This window comes from Synechococcus sp. MIT S9451 (assembly GCF_047304725.1).
Lineage (GTDB): Bacteria > Cyanobacteriota > Cyanobacteriia > PCC-6307 > Cyanobiaceae > Synechococcus_C.
In genome coordinates, this window is record NZ_CP138971.1 from 250,917 (window position 1) to 272,434 (window position 21,518).

21 protein-coding genes are annotated in these 21,518 nt (G+C 59.3%); 7 read left to right on the forward strand and 14 right to left on the reverse strand.

The genetic code is table 11. The annotated features are described in order from the left end of the window. Positions 1–13 precede the first annotated feature (13 nt). Together SIB72_RS01500 and fumC are read left to right on the forward strand one after the other, a co-directional pair. On the forward strand, positions 14–115 hold the full coding sequence (locus SIB72_RS01500; RefSeq protein ID WP_115120492.1) for an adenylosuccinate lyase: 102 nt from the start codon (positions 14–16) through the stop codon (positions 113–115). A gap of 92 nt (positions 116–207) precedes the next feature. Beyond that, a complete protein-coding gene (gene fumC / locus SIB72_RS01505) occupies positions 208–1,605 on the forward strand; it encodes a class II fumarate hydratase (RefSeq protein ID WP_413744376.1) in 1,398 nt (465 codons plus the stop codon). Positions 1,606–1,617: 12 nt separating this feature from the next. Here fumC and SIB72_RS01510 read toward each other — a convergent pair whose 3' ends face one another. After that, positions 1,618–4,380, reverse strand: a complete 2,763-nt coding sequence (locus SIB72_RS01510) for a DEAD/DEAH box helicase (RefSeq protein ID WP_413744377.1) — start codon at positions 4,378–4,380, stop codon at positions 1,618–1,620. Positions 4,381–4,439: 59 nt separating this feature from the next. Here SIB72_RS01510 and SIB72_RS01515 point away from each other — a divergent pair, with 59 nt between their 5' ends. The 4 genes from SIB72_RS01515 to SIB72_RS01530 are packed head-to-tail and all read left to right on the forward strand — an operon-like array spanning position 4,440 to position 7,191. Continuing rightward, positions 4,440–5,606 (forward strand): aminotransferase class I/II-fold pyridoxal phosphate-dependent enzyme, encoded by a 1,167-nt coding sequence (locus SIB72_RS01515; protein ID WP_413744378.1) that lies wholly within the window; start codon positions 4,440–4,442, stop codon positions 5,604–5,606. A gap of 30 nt (positions 5,607–5,636) precedes the next feature. Next, entirely contained in the window at positions 5,637–6,362 is a 726-nt protein-coding gene (locus SIB72_RS01520; protein WP_413744379.1) for an alpha/beta hydrolase, read from the forward strand. Next, the gene (gene bioD / locus SIB72_RS01525) at positions 6,359–7,033 is read left to right on the forward strand and encodes a dethiobiotin synthase (RefSeq protein WP_413744380.1); all 675 of its coding nucleotides are present in this window, start codon (positions 6,359–6,361) and stop codon (positions 7,031–7,033) included. Before SIB72_RS01520 ends, bioD begins: the two co-directional genes overlap by 4 nt. 2 nt (positions 7,034–7,035) lie before the next feature. Beyond that, positions 7,036–7,191 carry a hypothetical protein gene (locus SIB72_RS01530; RefSeq protein ID WP_413744381.1) on the forward strand — a complete coding sequence of 52 codons (156 nt, stop codon included), beginning with the start codon at positions 7,036–7,038 and terminating at the stop codon, positions 7,189–7,191. A gap of 113 nt (positions 7,192–7,304) precedes the next feature. On the opposite strand, the gene SIB72_RS01535 is transcribed toward SIB72_RS01530, so the two are convergent. Then, positions 7,305–7,571 (reverse strand): DUF3143 domain-containing protein, encoded by a 267-nt coding sequence (locus tag SIB72_RS01535; RefSeq protein WP_115120497.1) that lies wholly within the window; start codon positions 7,569–7,571, stop codon positions 7,305–7,307. After that, on the reverse strand, positions 7,513–8,055 hold the full coding sequence (locus SIB72_RS01540) for a J domain-containing protein (protein WP_413744382.1): 543 nt from the start codon (positions 8,053–8,055) through the stop codon (positions 7,513–7,515). Before SIB72_RS01540 ends, SIB72_RS01535 begins: the two co-directional genes overlap by 59 nt. A 73-nt stretch (positions 8,056–8,128) precedes the next feature. Here SIB72_RS01540 and rsmG point away from each other — a divergent pair, with 73 nt between their 5' ends. Beyond that, positions 8,129–8,881 carry a 16S rRNA (guanine(527)-N(7))-methyltransferase RsmG gene (rsmG, locus tag SIB72_RS01545; RefSeq protein ID WP_413744383.1) on the forward strand — a complete coding sequence of 251 codons (753 nt, stop codon included), beginning with the start codon at positions 8,129–8,131 and terminating at the stop codon, positions 8,879–8,881. A 19-nt stretch (positions 8,882–8,900) separates the two neighbouring features. On the opposite strand, the gene SIB72_RS01550 is transcribed toward rsmG, so the two are convergent. The 11 genes from SIB72_RS01550 to SIB72_RS01600 all read right to left on the reverse strand — a co-directional run bounded on the left by SIB72_RS01550 (position 8,901) and on the right by SIB72_RS01600 (position 21,483). After that, entirely contained in the window at positions 8,901–10,106 is a 1,206-nt protein-coding gene (locus SIB72_RS01550) for an aldo/keto reductase (RefSeq protein WP_413744384.1), read from the reverse strand. Further along, a complete protein-coding gene (locus SIB72_RS01555) occupies positions 10,106–10,492 on the reverse strand; it encodes a ferredoxin (RefSeq protein WP_115120500.1) in 387 nt (128 codons plus the stop codon). Before SIB72_RS01555 ends, SIB72_RS01550 begins: the two co-directional genes overlap by 1 nt. 20 nt (positions 10,493–10,512) lie before the next feature. Continuing rightward, a complete protein-coding gene (locus SIB72_RS01560; RefSeq protein WP_413744385.1) occupies positions 10,513–10,905 on the reverse strand; it encodes a DUF1257 domain-containing protein in 393 nt (130 codons plus the stop codon). After that, entirely contained in the window at positions 10,905–11,108 is a 204-nt protein-coding gene (locus SIB72_RS01565; protein WP_115019590.1) for a DUF2997 domain-containing protein, read from the reverse strand. The genes SIB72_RS01560 and SIB72_RS01565 overlap by 1 nt, the downstream gene beginning before the upstream one ends. 116 nt (positions 11,109–11,224) lie before the next feature. Continuing rightward, positions 11,225–12,034, reverse strand: a complete 810-nt coding sequence (locus tag SIB72_RS01570) for a HEAT repeat domain-containing protein (protein ID WP_115120501.1) — start codon at positions 12,032–12,034, stop codon at positions 11,225–11,227. Positions 12,035–12,068: 34 nt separating this feature from the next. Then, positions 12,069–12,194 (reverse strand): hypothetical protein, encoded by a 126-nt coding sequence (locus SIB72_RS01575; protein ID WP_256359588.1) that lies wholly within the window; start codon positions 12,192–12,194, stop codon positions 12,069–12,071. A gap of 34 nt (positions 12,195–12,228) precedes the next feature. Beyond that, positions 12,229–14,118 carry a sodium:solute symporter family protein gene (locus SIB72_RS01580; RefSeq protein ID WP_413744386.1) on the reverse strand — a complete coding sequence of 630 codons (1,890 nt, stop codon included), beginning with the start codon at positions 14,116–14,118 and terminating at the stop codon, positions 12,229–12,231. Between the two features lie 28 nt (positions 14,119–14,146). After that, the gene (gene rlmN, locus SIB72_RS01585; RefSeq protein ID WP_115120504.1) at positions 14,147–15,199 is read right to left on the reverse strand and encodes a 23S rRNA (adenine(2503)-C(2))-methyltransferase RlmN; all 1,053 of its coding nucleotides are present in this window, start codon (positions 15,197–15,199) and stop codon (positions 14,147–14,149) included. Then, a complete protein-coding gene (locus tag SIB72_RS01590) occupies positions 15,196–15,348 on the reverse strand; it encodes a high light inducible protein (protein WP_115120505.1) in 153 nt (50 codons plus the stop codon). The genes rlmN and SIB72_RS01590 overlap by 4 nt, the downstream gene beginning before the upstream one ends. 68 nt (positions 15,349–15,416) lie before the next feature. Next, on the reverse strand, positions 15,417–19,523 hold the full coding sequence (locus SIB72_RS01595; RefSeq protein ID WP_115120506.1) for a DNA-directed RNA polymerase subunit beta': 4,107 nt from the start codon (positions 19,521–19,523) through the stop codon (positions 15,417–15,419). A gap of 55 nt (positions 19,524–19,578) precedes the next feature. Then, the gene (locus SIB72_RS01600) at positions 19,579–21,483 is read right to left on the reverse strand and encodes a DNA-directed RNA polymerase subunit gamma (protein ID WP_115120507.1); all 1,905 of its coding nucleotides are present in this window, start codon (positions 21,481–21,483) and stop codon (positions 19,579–19,581) included. Positions 21,484–21,518 lie beyond the last annotated feature (35 nt).

The following is a 21,518-nucleotide window of genomic DNA, read 5'->3' on the forward strand; positions in this document are numbered from 1 at the left end:
ACCCGCTCAGCCGATGTTCTGGACCCCCTATGCCGACTGGATTTACGTGGTCGTGAGCCTGTCAGGCTTAGCGGCTGTGACCTGGCTGGTGCTGCGACCTAGACCAGACAGCTGAAGACAGCTGACCAACACCAGAGTCGGTCGTCCAAGCCCTGCTGGCAGGATGAAGACGTGTGCAAGTGCGTCGCAGCGGGGCGAGACGAACTGATGGTGGCAGCGACACGGGTCGAAACCGACAGCATGGGGCCTGTTGAGGTGCCTGCTGAAGCCCTATGGGGCGCTCAAACCCAACGGTCTCTGCAGAACTTCGACATTGCAGCCGACAGGATGCCAACTGAGCTGATCCATGCCCTGGCAAGGATCAAGCAGGTGGCAGCCATCGTCAACACCAAACTTGGTGTCCTGGACGAAGCGAAACGCGATTTGATTGTTGACGCTGCTGCCGCCATTGCAGAAGGCCAACACGACGATCAATTTCCTCTTCGGGTCTGGCAGACCGGCAGCGGGACCCAGACCAACATGAACCTCAACGAGGTGATCAGCAATCTGGCAGCACGCAGCTCAGGAGAAGAGCTCGGCAGCCATCAACCAGTCCATCCCAATGACCACGTCAACAAGTCGCAATCGACCAACGACGCCTTCCCAGCAGCGATTCACGTCGCCGCAGCTGATGGGATCTGCCACCGTCTATTACCTGAACTACAACGGCTGAGCCAAACCTTTGCGGCCAAAGCTGAGGCCTGGGGAAGCATCGTGAAAATCGGCCGCACGCACCTCCAGGACGCGGTACCTCTCACCTTGGGGCAAGAGGCCTCCGCATGGCGAGATCAGATCAACACTGCGTCTGTGCGCATCAACGCCAGCCTGAAGGAAGTGCTGTTGCTGCCGCTCGGGGGCACCGCCGTAGGCACAGGCCTCAATGCCCCCGATGGCTATGCGGACCAAGCCGCCGCGGAATTAGCCCGCCTGATGGGGTTGCCTTTCAGCTCCGCACCGAACAAATTCGCCGTGATGGCGAGCCATGACGGCCTGGTCAACGCCATGGGGCAACTCCGACTGCTGGCTGTGAGCCTGCTCAAGATCGCCAACGACATCCGCCTGCTTGCCTGCGGACCCCGCGCCGGCCTGGCGGAACTGCATCTCCCAGAGAACGAGCCCGGGAGCTCGATCATGCCTGGCAAGGTGAACCCCACGCAGTGTGAAGCCATGGCGATGGTATGCACCCAGGTGATCGGTCTGGATGCAGCGGTGGCCATGGCAGGCGCCGGTGGCCATCTACAAATGAACGTCTACAAACCACTGATCGGCTTCAACCTGCTGCAGGCCATCACGTTGCTAACGGATGCCAGCCGCTGCTTCCGGGTCGCGATGGTGGAAGGGATCACGCCCAACAACACCCGAATCCAACGCGACGTTGAGCAGTCGCTGATGCTGGTGACCCCCTTGGCACCGGTGATTGGCTACGACAAAGCCAGCGCTATCGCTAAATATGCCCATGAACAGGGCTCAAGTTTGCGCGATGCAGCCCTAGAGCTCGGCTATGTCAGCGCCGAAGACTTCGATCGCATCGTCGATCCGGCCGCCATGACCATCCCCCACGGCTAAGGGGAAAGCTGGTCAAGCTGCCCGTTCAGTCGCAGGATTGAGTCCCTCACCAGTCTTGAGCAGATCCTCGGCTTCAGCCACCGGGAAGCGGTTGATCGCCCTCAGCGCCTGACGGGCATGACTGCGCAGCTGCTCGCTGATCGCTTCGCAGTAGGGCACCTGGGCCAAAAGATCCACCGTTCGCCGCATGATTCGCACCACATCGCCCTCATCCAAGGAGGTGTTAGCGATGAGGTCATTCCAGGCGCAGCCATTGGCCCACGCCTCGACCAGCCCCATCAGCTCGGGCTCCCACCACACAGGCACCACCACGTTGGAGCGTTCCTGGGCCCGCAACAGTTCGCGGCGAAGTCCCATCAGATCATGTAAAGCCTCCTCAGCTCGCGGCGGGGGCGGGAAACCACTCCATAGATCCGGCCGGTTCACTTCAGTGCTGATCGCCTCGAACACTGCTGCCAACTCTTGTGGCGGCAGATCATCCAGATGGCCGCTCATCAAGGCCAGACCAAGCCAGAGCTCGTTATCACCCCGAAGGGCTGCAACGGTTCGGCCAATCTCCGTGGGCTGAAGATCGTCAAGACAACCAAAGTGCTGAAGGATCTCGATCAGGGCCAGGAAGGTGTCCCAATGGCGATTGGCCCGATGATGCAAGAGCTGCTGGCGTTCGCCGATCTCGATCTCTAGCTCTTCCATACGCCGCCGATGCTTCTTGAGCTGACGCCGATCACCCCAGCGGTGAGCGGGATGGGCCTCCAGATCCTCCTCCAACTCCTTCACCAGCCTGGCCTGGGAAAGCACCTCACCAGCCAGGTCGTATTGGGGCGTTGTCATGTCATGGCGTTGGGCCATATGCGCCACTGCCAGAGCAAGACCACCGCTCTGCTGGTCACCATGACGCAACTCGCCAGCTCGATGGAGGTCGGGAGCGATGACACTGTCCACCTGGAGGCAGCTGAGCTCTGCATGCAGACTCACGACCGCCTGACAGGGCAGCAACAGCCAGACATTGTCGTGCGTCAGGCAGAGCAGCAATGGAAACTGACCCGGGCCATCGAGCTTGTCAACAATCACCGCTGGGGTGACACCACCGCGCAGTTGGGGGGCCTTCAGACTCACCAGCGTTCCGGTACTGGCGAACTGAAGCGCCAGGGTGAGTTCATTGGCCAAGGTTTCCTCAGCCTGCTGCTGCAGGATGCGCAGCAGTCTCCTCTCCTCGCGCAGGCGTCCACGCCGTTTCTCATAATCCTCGAAGTCTTCCCAAGGCACATCTCCTGAGGTGCCCTGGAGTTGGCCGAGCTGAAGACGCAACTGATTGAGGATCTCCTCCTCCTCCACCAAGTCGAGGCTTGCCAGATAGCGCCCAAAGCTGCGCTCGACCAACTCCCGCGCCTTCGAGAGGTCATGGCGGGCAAGCAGATTGAGCACCATGCCATAGCTGGGGGTGAACTGACTCACCAGCGGATCCGCAGGGCTGGTGGCCAACTGCCCCGCCTCACGGACCCCCTCAAAGCGGCTTTGCACAGTGACCACATAACCCTTGGAGTCGAGACCACGGCGCCCCGCACGACCGGCCATCTGCAGAAATTCACTGGCCATCAAGGGGCGATGGCCCCGTTCTGTGCGCTTCGACAATGAAGCGATCACAGTGCTCCTGGCAGGCATATTGATGCCGGCAGCCAGGGTTTCGGTGGCAAAAACCACCTTCACCAATCCCTGCTGAAACAGCTCTTCAATCAACTCTTTCCAAGCCGGAAGCACACCGGCATGGTGTGCAGCAATCCCTCTCAGCAGGGCATCGGCATGGAGCCCGTCACGCACGGCTTCCGGGTTGGCAAGGGTATAGGCCCGCAAACGCGCAGCGATCCGGGCTTGTTCTTCTGTCGAGACGAGGCACTGCACGCCGAGATCGCGAACAGCCTTATCGCATCCGCGCCGGCTGAAGATGAAATAGATCGCCGGAAGCATGTCCCGCTCTGCCATCTGGGCCACCACGAAACTGATCGGTGGCGGTTCTGGCTGCGGTGGTTTTGGGGAGCGACCCTTGCGCTTGTGACCTTTGGGAGCACGCCACACCTTGCAGTTGGGATGCAAACCATTACCGGCTTCATTCAGCAAAGGATGCAATCCCTTGGCACTGCAGAAGCTGAACTGCAGCGGCACCGGACGGAAATCGCTCAAGACGAGCCTTGTCGGCCCGTGAACACGCTCAATCCAATCGGTGAGTTGACCTGCGTTGGCGACCGTGGCTGACAGCGCCACCAACTGGACCGATGGCGGGCAATGAATGATCGATTCCTCCCAAACGGTGCCGCGCTGAGAGTCATTCATGTAATGGCACTCGTCGAGGACCACAGCCTCAACATCAGCAAGGGGATCGTTGCCCTTGTCCACTTCCGCATAGAGCATGTTGCGGAAGATCTCGGTTGTCATCACCACGACCCTGGCGTCGCGATTGACGCTCAAATCACCGGTCATCAGGCCAACATTGTCTTGACCGAACTGCTCGCGGAAATCCCGTAATTTCTGATTGGACAGTGCTTTTAAAGGGGTGGTGTAAAACACCTTCTGACCGTGCGCGATGGCGCGGTGAATGGCATATTCACCCACCAAGGTCTTTCCTGAGCCTGTGGGAGCACTCACCACGACCGACTGTCCCTGATTGAGGGCATCGATCGCTTCAAGCTGGAAGTCATCCAGTGCGAAGGAAAACAGCTGCTCGAGGTCAATCACCCCATTGATTGCAGACTGCGCAGAGGGTGAATCATGATCAGCCATGGCCAAGATCCTAGGGAGGCCATGGCCTCACACCGACAGGCGTGATCCAAAGTGAATCGATGGCCAGCATCCCGCCCGCTCGCCGCCGCAACCTGCGCACCTGGGTGCCCAAGCCCGGATCGGATCGCCTGCGACCCTCCGGCACCCACCCATCCCATCAGGGCCTGCTTGATCTGGCGAGCAATGATTATCTCAATCTGGCCCGACATCCCCTGCTGCAACAGGCCGCCTGGCGGGCCATCAAGGATCAAGGGGTCGGCGCCGGTGCTTCGCGTCTGGTGAGCGGTAGCCGTCCGGTCCATGAGGAGCTGGAAGCCGCTCTGGGGTCCTGGTTGGGCTGGAAACGGGCCTTTCTCTTTCCCAGTGGCTTTCAAGCAAACCTGGCGGCGGTGACAGCCCTCACGGATCGACACACCACGGTGCTGGCCGACCGGCTCATCCATCACTCCCTACTGGTGGGTGTTCAAGCGAGCGGTGCCCGGCTCAAGCGGTTCGCCCATAACAACCTTGGAGATCTCAGTCTTCAGCTCGAGAACATTCGCAGGGCAAGGCCGTCCCAGCCGCTGCTGGTGATCACCGAAAGTCTGTTCAGCATGGAGGGAACCAGCCCGGATCTGGCGAGCATGGTGGCGCTCTGCTGTGCCCATGACGCAAAGCTGCTCGTCGATGAAGCACACGCCCTCGGAATCCTTGGGCCCAATGGAGAAGGACTGGCGGCAACCATTGCACCGCCCAGTGATCACATCCATCACGGCGTCACGATGGTGAGCGGCACCTTCGGCAAGGCATTCGGCAGTGGCGGCGCCTTTCTCGCTTGTGATGACGAAGTGGGAGATCAACTGCTGCAAAGCAGCGGCGCATTCCGCTACACCACAGCCCTAGCCCCCCCCCTGGCAGCTGCAGCCCTGGCGGCCCTCCAACTCATCCAGGCTCACCCCCACTGGGGCAGGGAGTTGGTGGAGCGTGCTGAGCACTGGCGCGATCGCATCGCGACTGCGGGCTGGCCAAGGCCAAGGGGGCGTGGCCCGATCCTGCCGTTGCTTGTGGGCGATGACCAAACCGCCCTGAATCTGCAGCAACAACTGGAGCAGGCAGGCCTACTCAGCATTGCCATCCGTCCCCCCACGGTGCCGGAGGGCAGTGCAAGGCTGCGCCTGGTGCTGCATCGGCAGCAGAGTGATGACACCTTGGAACTCTTGCTGCACTGCCTGGCGAAGGCTCAATGACCGCTACCCCATGACCGCAATCACACTGCGATGAAACAAGTCATCGCCATGCATGGTTGGAGCGGCGACAGCCGTGCATGGCGCCCTTGGCAGCGCCGCTTCCAACACCATGGGTGGACGTGGCAAAACGGAGAGAGGGGGTACGGGTCACGTCCACCCTTCATGCCCACCTGGAGCAGCGATCGCAGTCCGGTCAAACAACAGCGCCGCGTGATCATCGGCCACTCTCTTGGTCCCCATCTGCTGCCCGAACCGGTGCTCAGAGCGTCAACCGACGTGGTGCTGCTGGCCTGCTTCAGCCGTTTTGTGCCTGTAGGGCGAGCCGGACGAGCCCTGCATACCGGGCTGATCGGCATGGGCCACTGCATCGGCACAGACCAAGAAAGGACCATGCTTCACACCTTTCTCAACCGGGCTGCAGCCCCTGAATCTGCAAGCGGGCTACCAGCAAACCCTGTACACGACGGGCTTTCGACTGCAGGCAGACAACGACTGCGTGCGGATCTCACACAGCTCCGTGACACCGCATCGCTTCCCTCTGGTCTTCCCACCGGTGCCAGGGTGCTGGTGGTGAATGCAGGCGCAGACGCGATTGTGGTGGCCGAAGCACGCCGGCAACTGCTGGAAGATCTCCAGCACCATCTCCAACACAAACCCAGCATCTGGACTCTGGAGGGCAGTGGCCATGCCTTGCTCGTACCCGATCTGCTGTTGCGCGTGCAGGAATGGCTTGAACACTCCGGAACAGCACCATGACCTCCACCATCTCTGAACAATCCCCCCTCCAGCTGGTGGTCTGTGGGACAGACACCGATGTCGGCAAGACGGTGGCTAGTGCCTTGTTGGTGCAGGGGCTGGGGGCGAGCTACTGGAAACCGGTGCAAAGTGGTCTGAGCGAAGGCAGTGACCGTCAGCAGGTGATCAAGCTGCTGAACCTGCCCGAGCAGCGCTGGATCCCGGAGGCCTACGTGTTCCAAGCGCCCGTCTCGCCTCACTGGGCGGCGGAACGCGAAAGCAAACGGATCAATCCCGCCCATCTCCGTCTCCCATCTGTGACCTCGCCACTTGTCGTGGAATGTGCGGGAGGGCTGCTGGTGCCACTCACGCGCGACTGGTTGCAAATCGATCAGCTAGAACGCTGGCGACTGCCCATCGTGCTGGTGGCCCACAGCGGCCTGGGCACCCTCAATCACACTCTGCTCAGCCTCGAGGCCTTAAAGCGCCGGGACCTTCCCGTGCTGGGACTCATCTTGAATGGCCCCTGTCATGCCGACAACCCACGCACCCTGGAGCAGCTGGGGAAGGTGCCGGTCCTCGCACAGCTGCCACCCTTGAATCCACTGAATGCAGAGACCCTGCAACGTGAGTGGCAACAGCAGAATCTCGGCCCTAAGTTCAAAGCAGTACTCACCCAAGCAAGCAACTGAGCATGAGCCGCCGACAGACATGGGCAACCCTTGCAGTCATCCTGCTCTGCGGAGGCATCCTTGTTCTGTTCACTGATGTGGAGTTGAATCTGGTGCGCTGGGTCAACTGCGGGCCTCTCTCCACCGGAGCAGACGAGCGCAGTGAAGTCTGTCGCTAATGCAGCCCAAAGAATTGGGGATCCCAAAGGCCACCTTGTGACCCATTCATGCTCATCAAAGCGAGCTGGTTGGAGGATCAACGGCTGCGCTTGAGACTGTTTATTGCAAGCCATCAGGGACCTGCCCGCATGGCAGCCTCAACATCCAATCGGGACAGTCCGTAGGGGAAGCTGCGTTGGCAGGGCCTGCCAGTGTGTTCCCAGGTCACCAGAAGGTCTTCCTGGTCCAAACGGATCTGAGCGGACCATGTGGGTTGTTGCCAATGCCAGAGGCAAGGGTCTGACTCCGTGCGAACGGCACCGAGTTCGTTGAGCCATTCTTCAAGTGAGCGGAGTGAATGGCGATTGAGTGGTGTCTGGCCCGGTGGCAGTGGGGTCATCGCTGCGAACCTTGATCAAAGGCTGAGCCGAAGTCTGATCTGCCACCAACCAACTGGGTTGCACCTGGAGTTCCAAGCCTCGGGCCCAGGCACCACCGATGCCCAGCAACAGGCAGAAGATCAGAGCCAGCAGCAACAGCAACAGTGCCCACCATTCCCCCCCGGAAAGAGGGCGACGTTCCCCGACACGACCCCAACCATCCGAACTAGCGAGAGGTGCCGCTTGAGCTTTCTCGGCTGCTTGCTGCTGTTGAAGGCACTGCTGCTGCAAGGACGCGTCATAGGCAGCCCGCCGGGTGGGATCCTGCAACTGGTCATAGGCTTCGCGCAACAGCCTGAACTGTCGCGCCGCCTCAGCGGCTGGCAGGCTGGTGGTATCAGGATGGAGCGCCTTGCTGCGGCTGCGGAAGGCCTGGCGCAGTGTGTGGCTATCAGCTCCTGGCCATACCCCAAGACGTTCGTAATGAGTCGGTGGGGTGCTCACACTCCGATCTGCAGAGGCCACATCGAAGCGGGAGGCCAGGCGTCATCCTAGGAAGACTTGTCCTTCGCGCTCCATGCCGTCCACGTCCCTTTTTAGTGTTCCTGGTCCTGAACTTTGGAACTCCTTGGGCTGGGCTCCAAACGAGGTGCAGCTCCTCCAGTTCCAGACCTTACAGAGCGAACTTCTGAGCTGGAATTCCCGCGTCAACCTGACACGGCTATTGGAGGGAGAAGACTTTTGGGTGTCGCAGATCATTGACAGTCTCTGGCCCCTGCATCAGGAACTGGAAACTGCGACAGCTCCTCGCCGCTGTATCGATGTGGGCACCGGTGGAGGCTTCCCTGGGCTAGCAGTCGCCATTGCCCTGCCGGGGGCCCAACTCACTCTGGTGGATTCGGTCGGCCGAAAAACCACCGCAGTCCTGGCCATGGCAGAGGCGATTGGCATCAAAGACAGAGTCACCGTTCGTACCGAGCGCGTGGAGCTGACAGGCCGCGATCCTTCCTGCCGCGGCCACTTTGACCTGGCCATGGCTCGTGCCGTAGCGGCGGCCCCTGTGGTGGCGGAATATCTGGTGCCACTGCTGCGCAACGAGGGCGAGGCACTCCTGTATCGCGGCCGCTGGAGCGTTAACGATCAGCAGGAGCTGGAACAAGCCTTGGCCCCCCTCAAAGCTCGGATCAGAGCGCGTGATGCTCTGGAACTGCCAGCGGGAAAAGGCATGCGCCATCTCTTGCGCCTGCAAGCGACCGGCCCCTGTCCCAAAACCTATCCCCGGGCTGTGGGACTGCCTGCCAAGCTCCCCCTTGGCGCCAACAGCGGTTGAATACGGGAAGGGCAATGCATCAGATCTGCGCCAGACGCTGCTGCGCGCATCCGCCGACCCGTTGCCGTAACTCTCGCAACAGGGTTGGGATCTGATCAGCCCAGGGGCTCTTGGTGAGTGCAGCTCTTAAGCAGGCTTCACTCACATCCCGATCGAGCAGATCGGCATTCGCCCCAGGGAACCAATGGGACCCCTGACCCAACAGGCCGTAGCGGGCCTTGGCATAGCCCTCTAAGCCCCAGGCTTCTACCAAACCGTGCAACCAGAGCAACACAGGCAGGTTGATCTCGCCAGGTGTGTCTTCCCAACTCGGCAATCCGGCTTGCCAGGTCTCACACCAGGCATCTCCGAGAGCCATGCGGGCTGCAGATTGGAGCCGCTCAATGATCGGCAGGATCAAAGCAGGAGCCTGATCAAGCAAGGCAACCGCCTCTAGATGCAAATCAAGATCGCTTGGTTGGGAAGGGCCAACGCTGATCGTATGCACCCTGGGATCACTGAGACAAAAAAGATCGTTGAAGACGATCGGATGCAAGGGTGCGCAAAGCTCCACCAACCTGGGCGAGGGAGTATGCAGATGCCCGCCCTTATCGGTAGGGCTGATGATGAAAACACCCATGTCATGGCGCCTCGCAGCCGTGAGGGCCAGATCGTTGTCCTGGCGTATGAAGTACCAGTGCAGATTGACGTAATCAAAACGATCGGTGGCGATCGCCTTCAGGATCAGGTCCGTTGGACCGTGGGTGGAGAAACCCACATGACCGATGCGGTTCTCGCTTTGCCAGCGCCGCACCACCTCCAGACAGCCCCCTGACCGAATGGTCCAGTCGAGATGCTCTGACAGGTTGATTCCATGAATCGCCAGCAGATCAAGACGGGCCCCACCAAGGCGCTCCACACTGAGCTCAAGCTCTCGTTCAAACACAGCCGGGTCTTCACGGGGTGGCACCTTGGTCTGGAGAAGGCGTTGCGGATCACAAGCCTTCGGCAACGCCCAGCCGATCTGGCGCTCGGAACTGCCGTAATGCCTGGCGGTTTCCACATGGTGAAAACCGCAATCCACGGCTTTCTGCAGCGTGGCTTCAACCGTCTTCTGTGACTCAGGCTTGATCTCTTCTGCAGGGAGATCGGTCCAGCTCTGCTGAAAGCGCATACCCCCAAGCGAAAGCACCGGGATTGATAACTCCGTGCGCCCAAAACGCCGGGTGGGCAAGCCGGCCGCCATCAGAACTTTTGCCGGCGGTGCCGTGAGGGAGAGGGCAAACCCAAAGGCAACATCTCCATGCCCTCAAGACGCTCGCGGAGACCATCAAGCTCCTCAAAGCCAACCCAATGAATGCAATCCACCGGGCAAGTCTCGATCGCCTCTTGGATGCAGGATGTACTGTCGCCATCCTGACGAATCGCCCGAGAACGCCCCAGGCTTGGCTCAATCACAAAGGTGTTGGAAGCCACGTGAGAGCAGTAACGACAGCCGATACAAACTGCCTCATCCACCCAAACAGCTTGTTCTCTCAGAGCACCGCCGAGAACAGGCTCTGATCCAGTCGGACCATCGGACTCAACAGCCGAGGCCCTGTAGGCGACAGAAGGGTCAAAAGGAAAGGTCACGCAACAGTCGGAACCAGGAATTAGGCATCCCAGCGCGTCACAACAAGCTCGATTGATCCATCCTGACAATCACGTTGTTCAGCGACTTCAAACCCTTCTTGAGCACTTGCTTTCAAAACAGTATTGAACGCATAGCGCTGAGTGAGTTTGGACAGAAAACGCTCGATCGGCACTTGTTGTCTCCAGAGATCGAGATCGGTGACCAATTCATAGGCGCCGGTTTCTGCATTCCAGCGAAAGCCAAGATCCCCACCATCGTTCATCGCCACTGCGAGTTCGGCTTCCACTGTCTGACCGCGATAGCCGCGCACCACTCTTGATCCCTCCTCTGGGGAATAGCCAAGATCACGCAGGGCCGCGACCAGAGGCTCACGTTGACGGAGCTCGGTTTTGACAGTGCTGAAGTGAGACATCAGAGATGTTTAACGGACAGGGGCTGGGATTGCTCAGAAGGTGTGGTGTAGGCCTCAGATGTGGCCTCTCGCCGTTCGACGGAGCCTAAAGCGGTCTCCAGCCGTTCGGTGAGTCCCAGGCAAGCCTCTCCCTGAAGACCTTCAACCCGTTCCTCGACGCGACCATCGGGGCGGATCCGAAAGCGGAGTGTGCGCTGGGGCATGCACCTCAGTCAATGTTCGGCAGATGCTAAGCAACGTTGCCAAAGGCTGGGGTTTATCTGTTACAGCTCGGCCACAGAGTGGTTGAAGTCGTGATCAGACGCGATCAGACGATGCTTTACGCCAGAAGCCCCTCGTCCACCAACGTCTGCACCCGTTCCAGCAAGTCAGGCTGATCAAGCTGCTCCAAAGCAGCTCGAGCTTCATCGCGCACAGAGGCTTCAGGGTCGTGCACCAAGGCTTGAACAAATGCCTCCATCACCTGCTCGCGGCGCGGCGCCTCCAATTGATCGATCAACTGGCCAAGTGACCAGATGCAGTTACTACGTACCACCGGCTCACTATCGATGCCGAGGCTGACCAACAGCTCGGAGGCAACAAGATCAGCCTTGGCCGCTGAGACCATCCCCGCTTCTGCCAACGAAACGGATGCCCACAGACGCACGGCCGCGATATCGGTTTGGAGGGCACGAACCAGGGGGTTGAGCACAGGAGCATCGGCATGGTTACCCAGACTCCAAACCACTGCCTTGCGCACGTAGCCGTTGGAGTCGGACTGCAGAAGATTCAGAAGAGGCTCCACGGCCACTGGAGATGGATTCCGTCCAAGGGCATACACCGCACTCATCCTCAACACAGGACACATCTCCTGAAGCAGAGGGAGAAGCTGTGGCACTGCACGAGGGTCTCGGTATTCACAGAACACCCTCAATCCCTGCAAACGATCCTCATGACTACCCAGCAACCACTTCAGGCCTGCGTCACACTCTCGTGCCGCTACGAGTGCCTCATCTTCACTTTCCTCGCAGGCGATCTCATCAAGAGGATCACCAAGCAGCTCGGCGGCAAGCTCCCTCTCAAGCACCTCAGGGTCAATGGCGAGATCGGCCAACCCCTCGTCTCCTGACTGGTTTTCAAGATCACTCATGATGCTGATCGTAAAGGCAGCTGGATGGCATGAATCAGCCGATGGGGGCAGGGGCGAGCATGTCGCCTGGCAACCAGATCCGGGCACTAACGGCCACGAGGGCCAAAGCGAAGAGCAGCACAATCAGCGCCGGCAGAAGAGTGGAACGGAAGAACTGCAACTTGAAGAGGCTTTCACTCCATTCTGAAACCTGTTTAACCGGGGCGGGACCGTAGACCATACGTTTTGAGCAGAGGCAAACCGCAGAGCACTGCCAGCGCAATCCCAAACCAACCGGTCAGAGATTGATGCAGCAAGAAAGCCCCTGAGCCAATCAGGGCACCGAAAAGCACACCACTACTGAGCAGGAATCGTCGAATCAGTTCGTCAAGAGGATCGACGACATCCACATCAAATCGCTGGCGCCATCGTCTCCAACCCGGCCCGGGAGGCTGCACCTTGCGGACAAAACGCTCGATCACATCGGGCGATTCAGGCGGCGTCATCAGCATCACCAGAACCCAAACCACCGCCGTAATGCCTGTGGTGACCATCAGGCGCTCGCCGTAATCGTCAATCTTCAGCGGAGGGATCCAAACCAAGCGATCCAGCAGCGGATCTAATTTTCCGGACGTACTCAGGCCCACAACGAAGCCACAAATCATGGCCGCCAACTCAGCGGCTGCATTGATGCGCCACCAGAACCAACGCAGGATAAGGACTGCGCCTGAACCCGTTCCGATCACAATGACCAAGCGAAAAATGTCGCCAACGCTCTGAGCCAACATGGCCACAACAACCCCGCAGACGAGCAACAACACACTGATGATCTGCCCCACCAGCAGCAATTCCCTCTGGCTGGCCTTGGGATGCACAAAGCGCTGATAGAGGTCATGGGTGAGATAGCTGGCACCCCAGTTCACCGAGGTACTCACGGTGCTCATGAAGGCCGCCACTAGCGACACAACCACCAGGCCCAGAACCACCGGAGGTAGATAACGCACAGCCAAGATCGGATAACTGAGCTCCCAGTCACCACCAGGTGGGAGCAGCACCAGGGCAGCAAGAGCCACCACCACCCACAACCAGCTACGCAACAAATAATTGACGACGAGAAACACCCAGCCGGCCAACTGGGCCTGACGCTCATCTCGGGTCGCCAGCATGCGCTGAATAAATTCACCGCCACCATCACTGCGACGAAAGCTCCACCACTGCACCGTCAGATAGGCCAAGAAGGTGGCAACACTGATTTGGGCTCCGCCAATCCACCTCACGCCCATCCCAGCTGAAGCCGACCAGTTGAAGCCCCCCTCCTTCCAGGGCCATATCCCGCTGAAATCCCCTTCCCAGCGCCATGGCACCAGCGAGAGCAGTTCCGGTCGACCGAGATCGTTGATCTGGGCGAGCATCGCCTCCATGCCTCCGGCGGCATGCACCGCAGCCCAGGCCACGGCCAGAGCACCAAGCATGGCCAGCACCAGCTGCACAAAATCGGTGACCACAACCGCCCACAGCCCGCCAGCAACTGTGTAAATAAGCACCAGCACCGCCACGACTGCGAGCAACAACACAGTGTCAGAGAGGCCAAGGGTGACGAAGCCGAAGCCAACATTCCCCTGAAATTCGAAGACCGTTTGGTTCGACACGAGACCGAGGGCCTCCACCACCTTGCGCATGGCCAGGAAGGCGTAGCCGATGCCGATGCAGTTCACCGGAAGAGCCAGCAGAAAGGCCTTGGTCCCCCGCAGCCAGGCGGCGGTTGCTCCGCCGTAACGCAGCTCCGTGAAGGCAGCGTCGGTCATCACGCCACTACGGCGCCACAAGGGTGCAAACACCACAGCCATCGCCACATGAGCTAGACCAAAACCCCACCATTGCCAGTTCCCTGCCAGGCCTTGAGTTCCAACCAAACCAGCGACATAGAGAGGCGTATCAATGGAGAAGGTGGTCGCCGCCATCGACGCACCCGCTAGCCAGCCACTGAGGCTGCGACCGGCAACGAAGTAATCGTCTTCACTGCGGTTACGGCGTGACAACCACAGACCCAGCACCAGCGTGCCAAGCATGTAGACAGCAAGAATCAGCCAGTCGACTCCGGTCATGGCTCGATACAGGTGGAGGCAGTCTCCCTTAGATCGTGGGTTCTGACCTGTTTTGTCTCCGCAATTGACCACAGGCGGCGTTCTGATCCAGTCCGCGGCTGGCCCGCAGGCTGACGGCCACGCCACGCCGCTCCAGAACCCGGCGGAAACCAGCAATCCGCTCTGATGAGGGTCTCTGGAATTCCTCCTCCTCGATCGGGTTGTAGGCGATCAGGTTCACATGGCTCTGAAACCCCCCAACCCGATCGGCCAGCTCCTCGGCATGGGCTGGATGGTCATTGAGGCCGCCCAGAAGGATGTATTCGAAGCTCACCCGCCGGCCCGTGATCGCCAGATAGTGACGACAGTCGTCGAGCAGCTCGTCATAGGGATAAGCGTGAGCGGTAGGAATTAACTCCTCGCGCAGCTGCTGGTTGGGGGCATGCAGACTCACCGCCAAAGTGAACTGGGCGCGGCCAAGTTTCTCCATGGCCAGTTCCGCCAGCTTGGGCAAGGTGCGGGGCACCCCCACGGTGCTCACGGTGATCCTGCGCAGGCCAATGCCGAGATCATCGTTGAAGCAACGAATCGCCTCCAAGACCGCCTCGATGTTGAGTAGCGGCTCGCCCATGCCCATGAACACAACATGGGAAGGGCGGCGATCCATCACCTCGCGGATACTGAGCACCTGATCAACGATTTCGTGAGTTGCCAGCGAACGTTGAAGACCGCCTTTTCCTGTGGCACAGAACCGACAGGCCATCGGACATCCCACCTGACTCGAGACACACACCGTGAGCCGCTGATCTGTAGGGATGCCAACCGTTTCGATCGTCTCGGCATCATCGGTACCGAGCAGCAACTTGGTGGTGGCATCACTCGCCACGGACCGCAGTTGCTCATGGAGGCGTCCAACCACCACGCCCTGATCTTGCAGTGCCGCACGCCAAGCCTTAGGCAGCACGGTGATCGCATTCAGATCACGCGCCCCTTTGCCATACAGCCAATCATGCAGTTGACGACCGCGAAAGGCCGCCTGCCCCTGGGCCACAGCCCACTGCTCAAGCTCAGCAGCACTGCACCCGAGCAGAGCGGAGCTCACCAGGAAATTACGCCGTGACCGAGCTTGTATTCAAGGGCCAGCAAGGCGATAAAGCCGAGCATGGCCACGCGACCATTGAACTTTTCGGTATGGGTGTGGAAGCCATACCGAGGCAACTTGCGTTTGGGGATCAGTGTGGGATCAAGCATGACCGGGACACATGGGACAAGTCAGTCTGGGGTGGAGGAAGCCACTGCCGTGAAGGTTGAGCAATGACTCACTCATCGCTGAGAAGACCTTCTTCTTGAAGCCCTTCCACAGCTTCAGCATCCACCACCTGCTCTTCCTTCAGCTCGTTGTCGGCGTCAGGACGGGCAAAGGCAGCAAGGCTGCTCTTGTCCTCGATGCCATGACGGGTACGAGTGGCGGACAGATCGGCATCACTGGGATCATCAAGAACTGCAGTCGCCTTGGCGGCATCGGCGGCAGGCATGTCAACGGTGTAGTCGGGGCGAAGGTTTTGCATCCGGCGATACCCAGCCGGGTCTTCCGACAGGATGTCGGGATGGGGCCCGGCTTCTGCACGCAGCTCCTCTTCGAAACCGCTGAAGCCAGTTCCTGCAGGGATCAAGCGTCCGATGATCACGTTCTCCTTGAGACCCCGCAACCAATCACTCTTCCCTTCAATCGCCGCTTCAGTCAACACGCGAGTGGTCTCCTGGAAGGAGGCCGCGGAGATGAAGCTATCGGTGTTGAGAGAAGCCTTGGTGATGCCCAGCAGCACTGGGGTGAACTCAGCGGGGGCACCACCTGTGATCGACATGGCCTGGTTCGTGTCCTCGACCTGACGTAACTCGATCAACTCCCCAGGCAGCAGGGTGGTGTCGCCAGCGTCCTCAATTCTCACCTTGCTCGTCATCTGACGGACAATCACTTCAATGTGCTTGTCATCAATGGAGACACCCTGAGACTTGTAGACGTTCTGCACTTCATTCACCAGACGGTGCTGAAGCTTGGCGATCGCCTCTTGGGCTGCATCCATCAGTGGCTTGCGAGAGCGCAGATCCTCGAAGATGCACTCCAGAAGTTCATGCGGATTGATCGGGCCATCAGTGAGCAGCTCACCGGCATGGACTTGCTGTCCATCGCTGACCATGACGTTGCGGCCCAGAAGGATCGGATATTCAGCCACGGCATCGTCGGCTTCAATCACCGTGACCGTGGTGGTCTCGTCATCTTCACCCTGCTTGATCTCAACGACGCCGGGCTTCTTGCAGAGGATCGTCGATTCCCGCGGACGCCGGGCTTCTAGCAATTCTTCAATTCGAGGTAGACCCTGAACGATGTCACCGGTCTTCTGTCGCTCAAACACCAGAAGAGCCAAGGCATCACCTCGTTGCACAAGGTCGCCATCGCGAACGTGGAGAACGGAGTCTGGCGAAATCATGTAGGGGCGGCCGAGACGCAGAGTGACGGAATTACCTTCCACCGCTTCGATCTCTCCACAGCAGCCGGCGGGTTGACCGGCGCAGAGCTCTTCCCCATCCACCACTCGCTCACCAACACCCACCGTCGGCTTAGCGCTGGTGGTGATTGTGGTGGTGTCTTCCTCACGCTCGACGATCAAACGGCGCACGGGCTCATCATCGAGTTCTTCAGGCATCTGGGCCACACCCTCCTGCTTGCAAAGGATCTGGGTGGTCGCAACCACATCAGCAGCCTTGATCGACTGACCATCTTCCACCTGTAATTCGGTGTGGGTCGAGCCATGGCTGGAGTCGGACATGGTGTCACGACGCACGAGGATGCTCTCAAGGATCACCAGCTGCAGACGTTCGATCGTTTTGGCTCGCTTGTCTGGCACGCGCTCCACATCAACGGTCATCTGCGGAGTGGTCTCGAAGGTTTCAAGACTGAGCTGAGTCTTCAGGAGCTCGACGCCCTCCACAGACTTGACCAACTCGTTGTCCTTGAAAGCGAGGCGCTGGGTGGCTTTCAATCCCAGATGGGGACCGTTGGGCTGCTTCACGTGACCAAGCTCAGGCAGCTGAGCTTCGTTGGGGATGGTGTACTCCTCAACGGGACGCAAGAGCAGACCTGTGCCTTCCGGCGTCTCCACGGCTTGGACATAGACCATCGCATCGCTATTGATGCCCTTCGCGATCGCCTCACCGGGATTCACCATGACACCGTCACCTTGGAAGCGCTCAAGCGCCTTCTTCTCGGTGCAGAGGTGGAAACTGCCACTGCGCACGATGATCTCGCGCAGGATGTCGTTTTTCTGGGTGACGGTGACGATGCCGGCGGTCTGACTAAAGATGTCTTTCACCACCTCGGTGCCAGCTTCGATCCACTGGCCGTCCTCGATCATCAACAAGGAGATGTCCTTGTTGATTTCATGGGTCTCTTGGGGGATCCAGAGCATGGTGCCGCCCTTGTTGACCTCGTAACCGTTTTTGGCGGAACGGGCCTTCTTAATGGCCAGACCGGTGGCGAAACGCACCAAACCGCCGGTCTGAGTCCGAAAACGATCATCAGCGAGTTCGGCCACCACTTCACCCGATCCGATTTTGCTACCGGGGATGGTGTTGAGACGGTAACGCGTGCCGTCCTTCGCCTCCAAATTCCAGATTTCTCCTGCGTGGGTGGACTCACCCAACAGCTTGAAGTCTTTGAGCGTCATCGCGGTGGTGACAATCTGCACCTCGCGAGAGTCACCGAGGGAGTCGCGCAAGCGGACATCACCGCCGAACTCACTTGCCTGGCTGGCCTCGGCCAGCACCTGGCCCTCCGTGACCGTGTCGCTCGGTTTGACCACCGGCTTGGCATTGGGGGGCAGGTTGTAAACATCACCGGCGAGAACCCACATCCGGCCGAGTCTCTGAGCCTTGCGTGTGATGTTGCCCTGACGATCAGTCACCTCTCTGGGCTGAATCGCCTGCTCATAACGCACCTGACCTGCCAGGTCGCAGATGACATCTTTGGTTGCTTTCTCAACGCTCTTCTTGACAGCGCCGGCAGAGATCTGGGCGACAGTGACGTCAGAGGCGATCTGCTGGCCGTTGTCGACAAACAACAGCGAACCGTTCGTGATTTCGATCTTCTGTGCCTTGCCCTTGCCAGACGGCTTGATCGTGAGTGTGAAATCGATCTCGGCCTGCTCAGCATTCACACCATGAGGGGTGCGGTAAAGACGCACACGCGCTTTAGGCCCAAATTCAACAGTGCCCTCAACTTTGGAGCGCACAACACCGGTTTCAGCAGTGGAGACACCACCGGTATGGAAGGTGCGCATGGTGAGCTGGGTCCCGGGCTCACCGATGGACTGAGCCGCAACGATGCCGACGGCCTCGCCCAGGTCCACAAGCTCGTTATGAGCCAGCGCCCATCCATAACACTTTCGGCAGACCGAACGGTTGGCTTCACAAGTGAGGGGAGACCGCACCATCACTGCAGGCACTTCGGCCTTCTCAAAGCGTTTTGAGAGAGGCGGATCAATTTCGGTGTTGCGCTCCGCCAGCACCTCACCCTCAGTATTAACGACCTGATCGGCGGTGAGGCGTCCAACAAGGCGACTTCCGTACTTGCCGTCCTCGGCCTTCACCATGATCGAGCGGGTGGTGCCGCAGTCGTCCTCACGGACGATCACATCCTGGGCGACGTCGACAAGACGACGGGTGAGATAGCCCGAGTCTGCGGTCCGCAGTGCCGTATCCACCAGACCCTTACGGGCGCCGTAGGAGGAGATCACATACTCGGTGACCGTTAATCCCTCCCGGAAATTAGTGCGAATCGGAAGGTCAATGATCTCGCCCTGGGGATTGGCCATCAGGCCACGCATGCCCACCAGCTGACGCACCTGCGACATATTGCCGCGAGCACCTGAGTTGGCCATCATCCAGACCGAGTTGAGCGGATCGTTCTGGTTGAAGTTCTTCTTGACTGCATCGACCAGACGCTCATTCGTCTCGGTCCAGGTGTCGATCACTTTGGTATGACGTTCCACCTCGGTGATCTCGCCAAGGCGATACGACTCCTCGGTGGCCGTGATCAGTTCTTCCGCCTGCCCGAGTAGATCCTGCTTGGCTTCCGGCACCTTGAGGTCATCCACCGAAATGGACACAGCCGCCTGGGTGGCATACCTAAAACCCAAATCCTTGAGCTGGTCAGCCATCACTGACGTGGCTGCTGTGCCGTGGTGCTTATAAGCCCAGGCGACCAGCTGTTTGAGGCCCTTCTTGTCCACCACCCGATTGCGAAAGGGTGGTGGAGTCTTGGCAAGAGCCCTGCTGGCTGCAGCAGCGGCAGCGGCCTTGGCAGCCTTGGCCTTGGCAGCCTTAGAGCCCTTGGCGGATTTGCGGGATTTGGAAGGAGTGGAGGTCATGGCAGCGATCAGTCAGTCGTTCAGAAAAGGGGAAATAACGGGATCAATTCAGGCGTCAGGTGGCTGCCACCGAATCAATGATCGTGTGATTCATGACGACACGGCCCACTGTTGTGAGGATGTAGCGACTGATCAGCGCTCCGTCCTCATCGAAACGATCTCGGCGATAGGTCCACTGTTCGAGGCGGGTTCCATCGCTGAGAGTCTCGGACTTGATCGGTTGATCCAGTTCTTCCTCATCGTCGACTTCACCGTTGAAACGGACCCATACCCACTGATGCAGGCTGAGGCGATTGTCCGCGTGAGCACGGATCACATCTTCTAGATCGGAGAAGGTGCAGGAGCGATCGCCGAAGTCCACGGTCTTGGCATCGGGCTGGAGAGCTGTGAGGTAGTAAGCACCAAGCACCATGTCTTGGGAAGGAGTGATGATCGGCTCCCCGGTAGCAGGCGAAAGGATGTTGTTGCTCGCCAGCATCAGCATGCGAGCTTCCGTCTGCGCTTCAATCGCCAAGGGCACGTGCACTGCCATCTGGTCACCGTCGAAGTCGGCGTTGAAAGCCGGACAAACCAAGGGGTGGAGCTGGATGGCCCGACCATCAACAAGCTTCGGTTCAAAGGCTTGGATGCCGAGACGGTGCAGGGTTGGAGCACGGTTGAGCAGGATCGGGTGACCATCGATCACTTCCTGCAGCACCTGCATCACCTCATCATCCGCACGCTGGATGAGCTTTTTAGCTGCCTTGATGTTGTTGACGATGTTTTGGCGGATCAGGCGATGGATCACAAACGGCTGGAACAGCTCGATTGCCATCTCCTTGGGTAGGCCGCACTGATGCATCTTCAGCTTCGGTCCAACCACGATCACAGAACGACCGGAGTAATCAACCCGCTTACCAAGCAGGTTCTGACGGAAACGACCCTGCTTACCTTCAATGATGTCGCTCAGTGATTTGAGCGGACGATTATTCGCACCGACCACGGTGCGGCCACGACGCCCATTGTCGATCAGTGCATCGACGGCCTCCTGCAACATCCGCTTCTCGTTGCGGACGATAATTTCAGGGGCAAGGATCTCCTGCAGGCGAGCCAACCGGTTGTTCCGGTTGATCACACGGCGGTAAAGGTCATTGAGATCCGAGGTCGCAAAACGACCGCCATCGAGCTGCACCATCGGACGCAGATCGGGGGGGATCACGGGGATCACATCCAGCACCATCCACTCGGGACGAGCATTGGTCGCGATGAAGTTGTCGATCACGCGCAGGCGCTTGATCAACTTGGCGCGTTTCTGGCCCTTACTGCCGGCGATCTCCTCACGCAGCTGCTCGGCCACCTCCTGAAGGTTGAGGTCTTCCAGCAACTGCTTGAGAGCCTCAGCGCCGATGCCCACCACCGGCTCATTCTCGATCTCGGAATCCTCTGCATAGATCTCGTCTTCGATCTCCAGCCACTCATCCTCAGTGAGCAGCTGCTTGTACTTCAGATCCTTGTGATCGCCAGCATCAAGAACGGTGTAGCAGTTGAAGTAGACGATCTGCTCGACATCACGCAGTGGCATGTCAAGCAGGATCGCCACGTAACTGGGAATGCCCTTGAGGTACCAGACATGGGATACGGGAGCTGCCAGCTTGATAAAGCCCATGCGATGGCGTCGCACCCGGCTCTCCGTGACCTCCACACCACAGCGTTCACAAACAATGCCGCGATGACGCACCCGCTTGTACTTGCCGCAATGGCACTCCCAATCCTTTGAGGGACCGAAGATCTTCTCGCAAAACAGCCCGTCCATCTCGGGCTTCAGCGTGCGGTAATTGATGGTCTCAGGCTTGGTGACCTCTCCCACCACCTGTCCATTGGGGAGGGTGCGCTGACCCCACTCCATCACCCGGTCAGGGGATGCAAGTGTGATCTTGACGTAATCGAAGTGATTTTCAGTGCGGAGATTGCTGTTGCTCATTGACGGTTAGGGAAAGAAGGAAAGAGTTGTTGGTT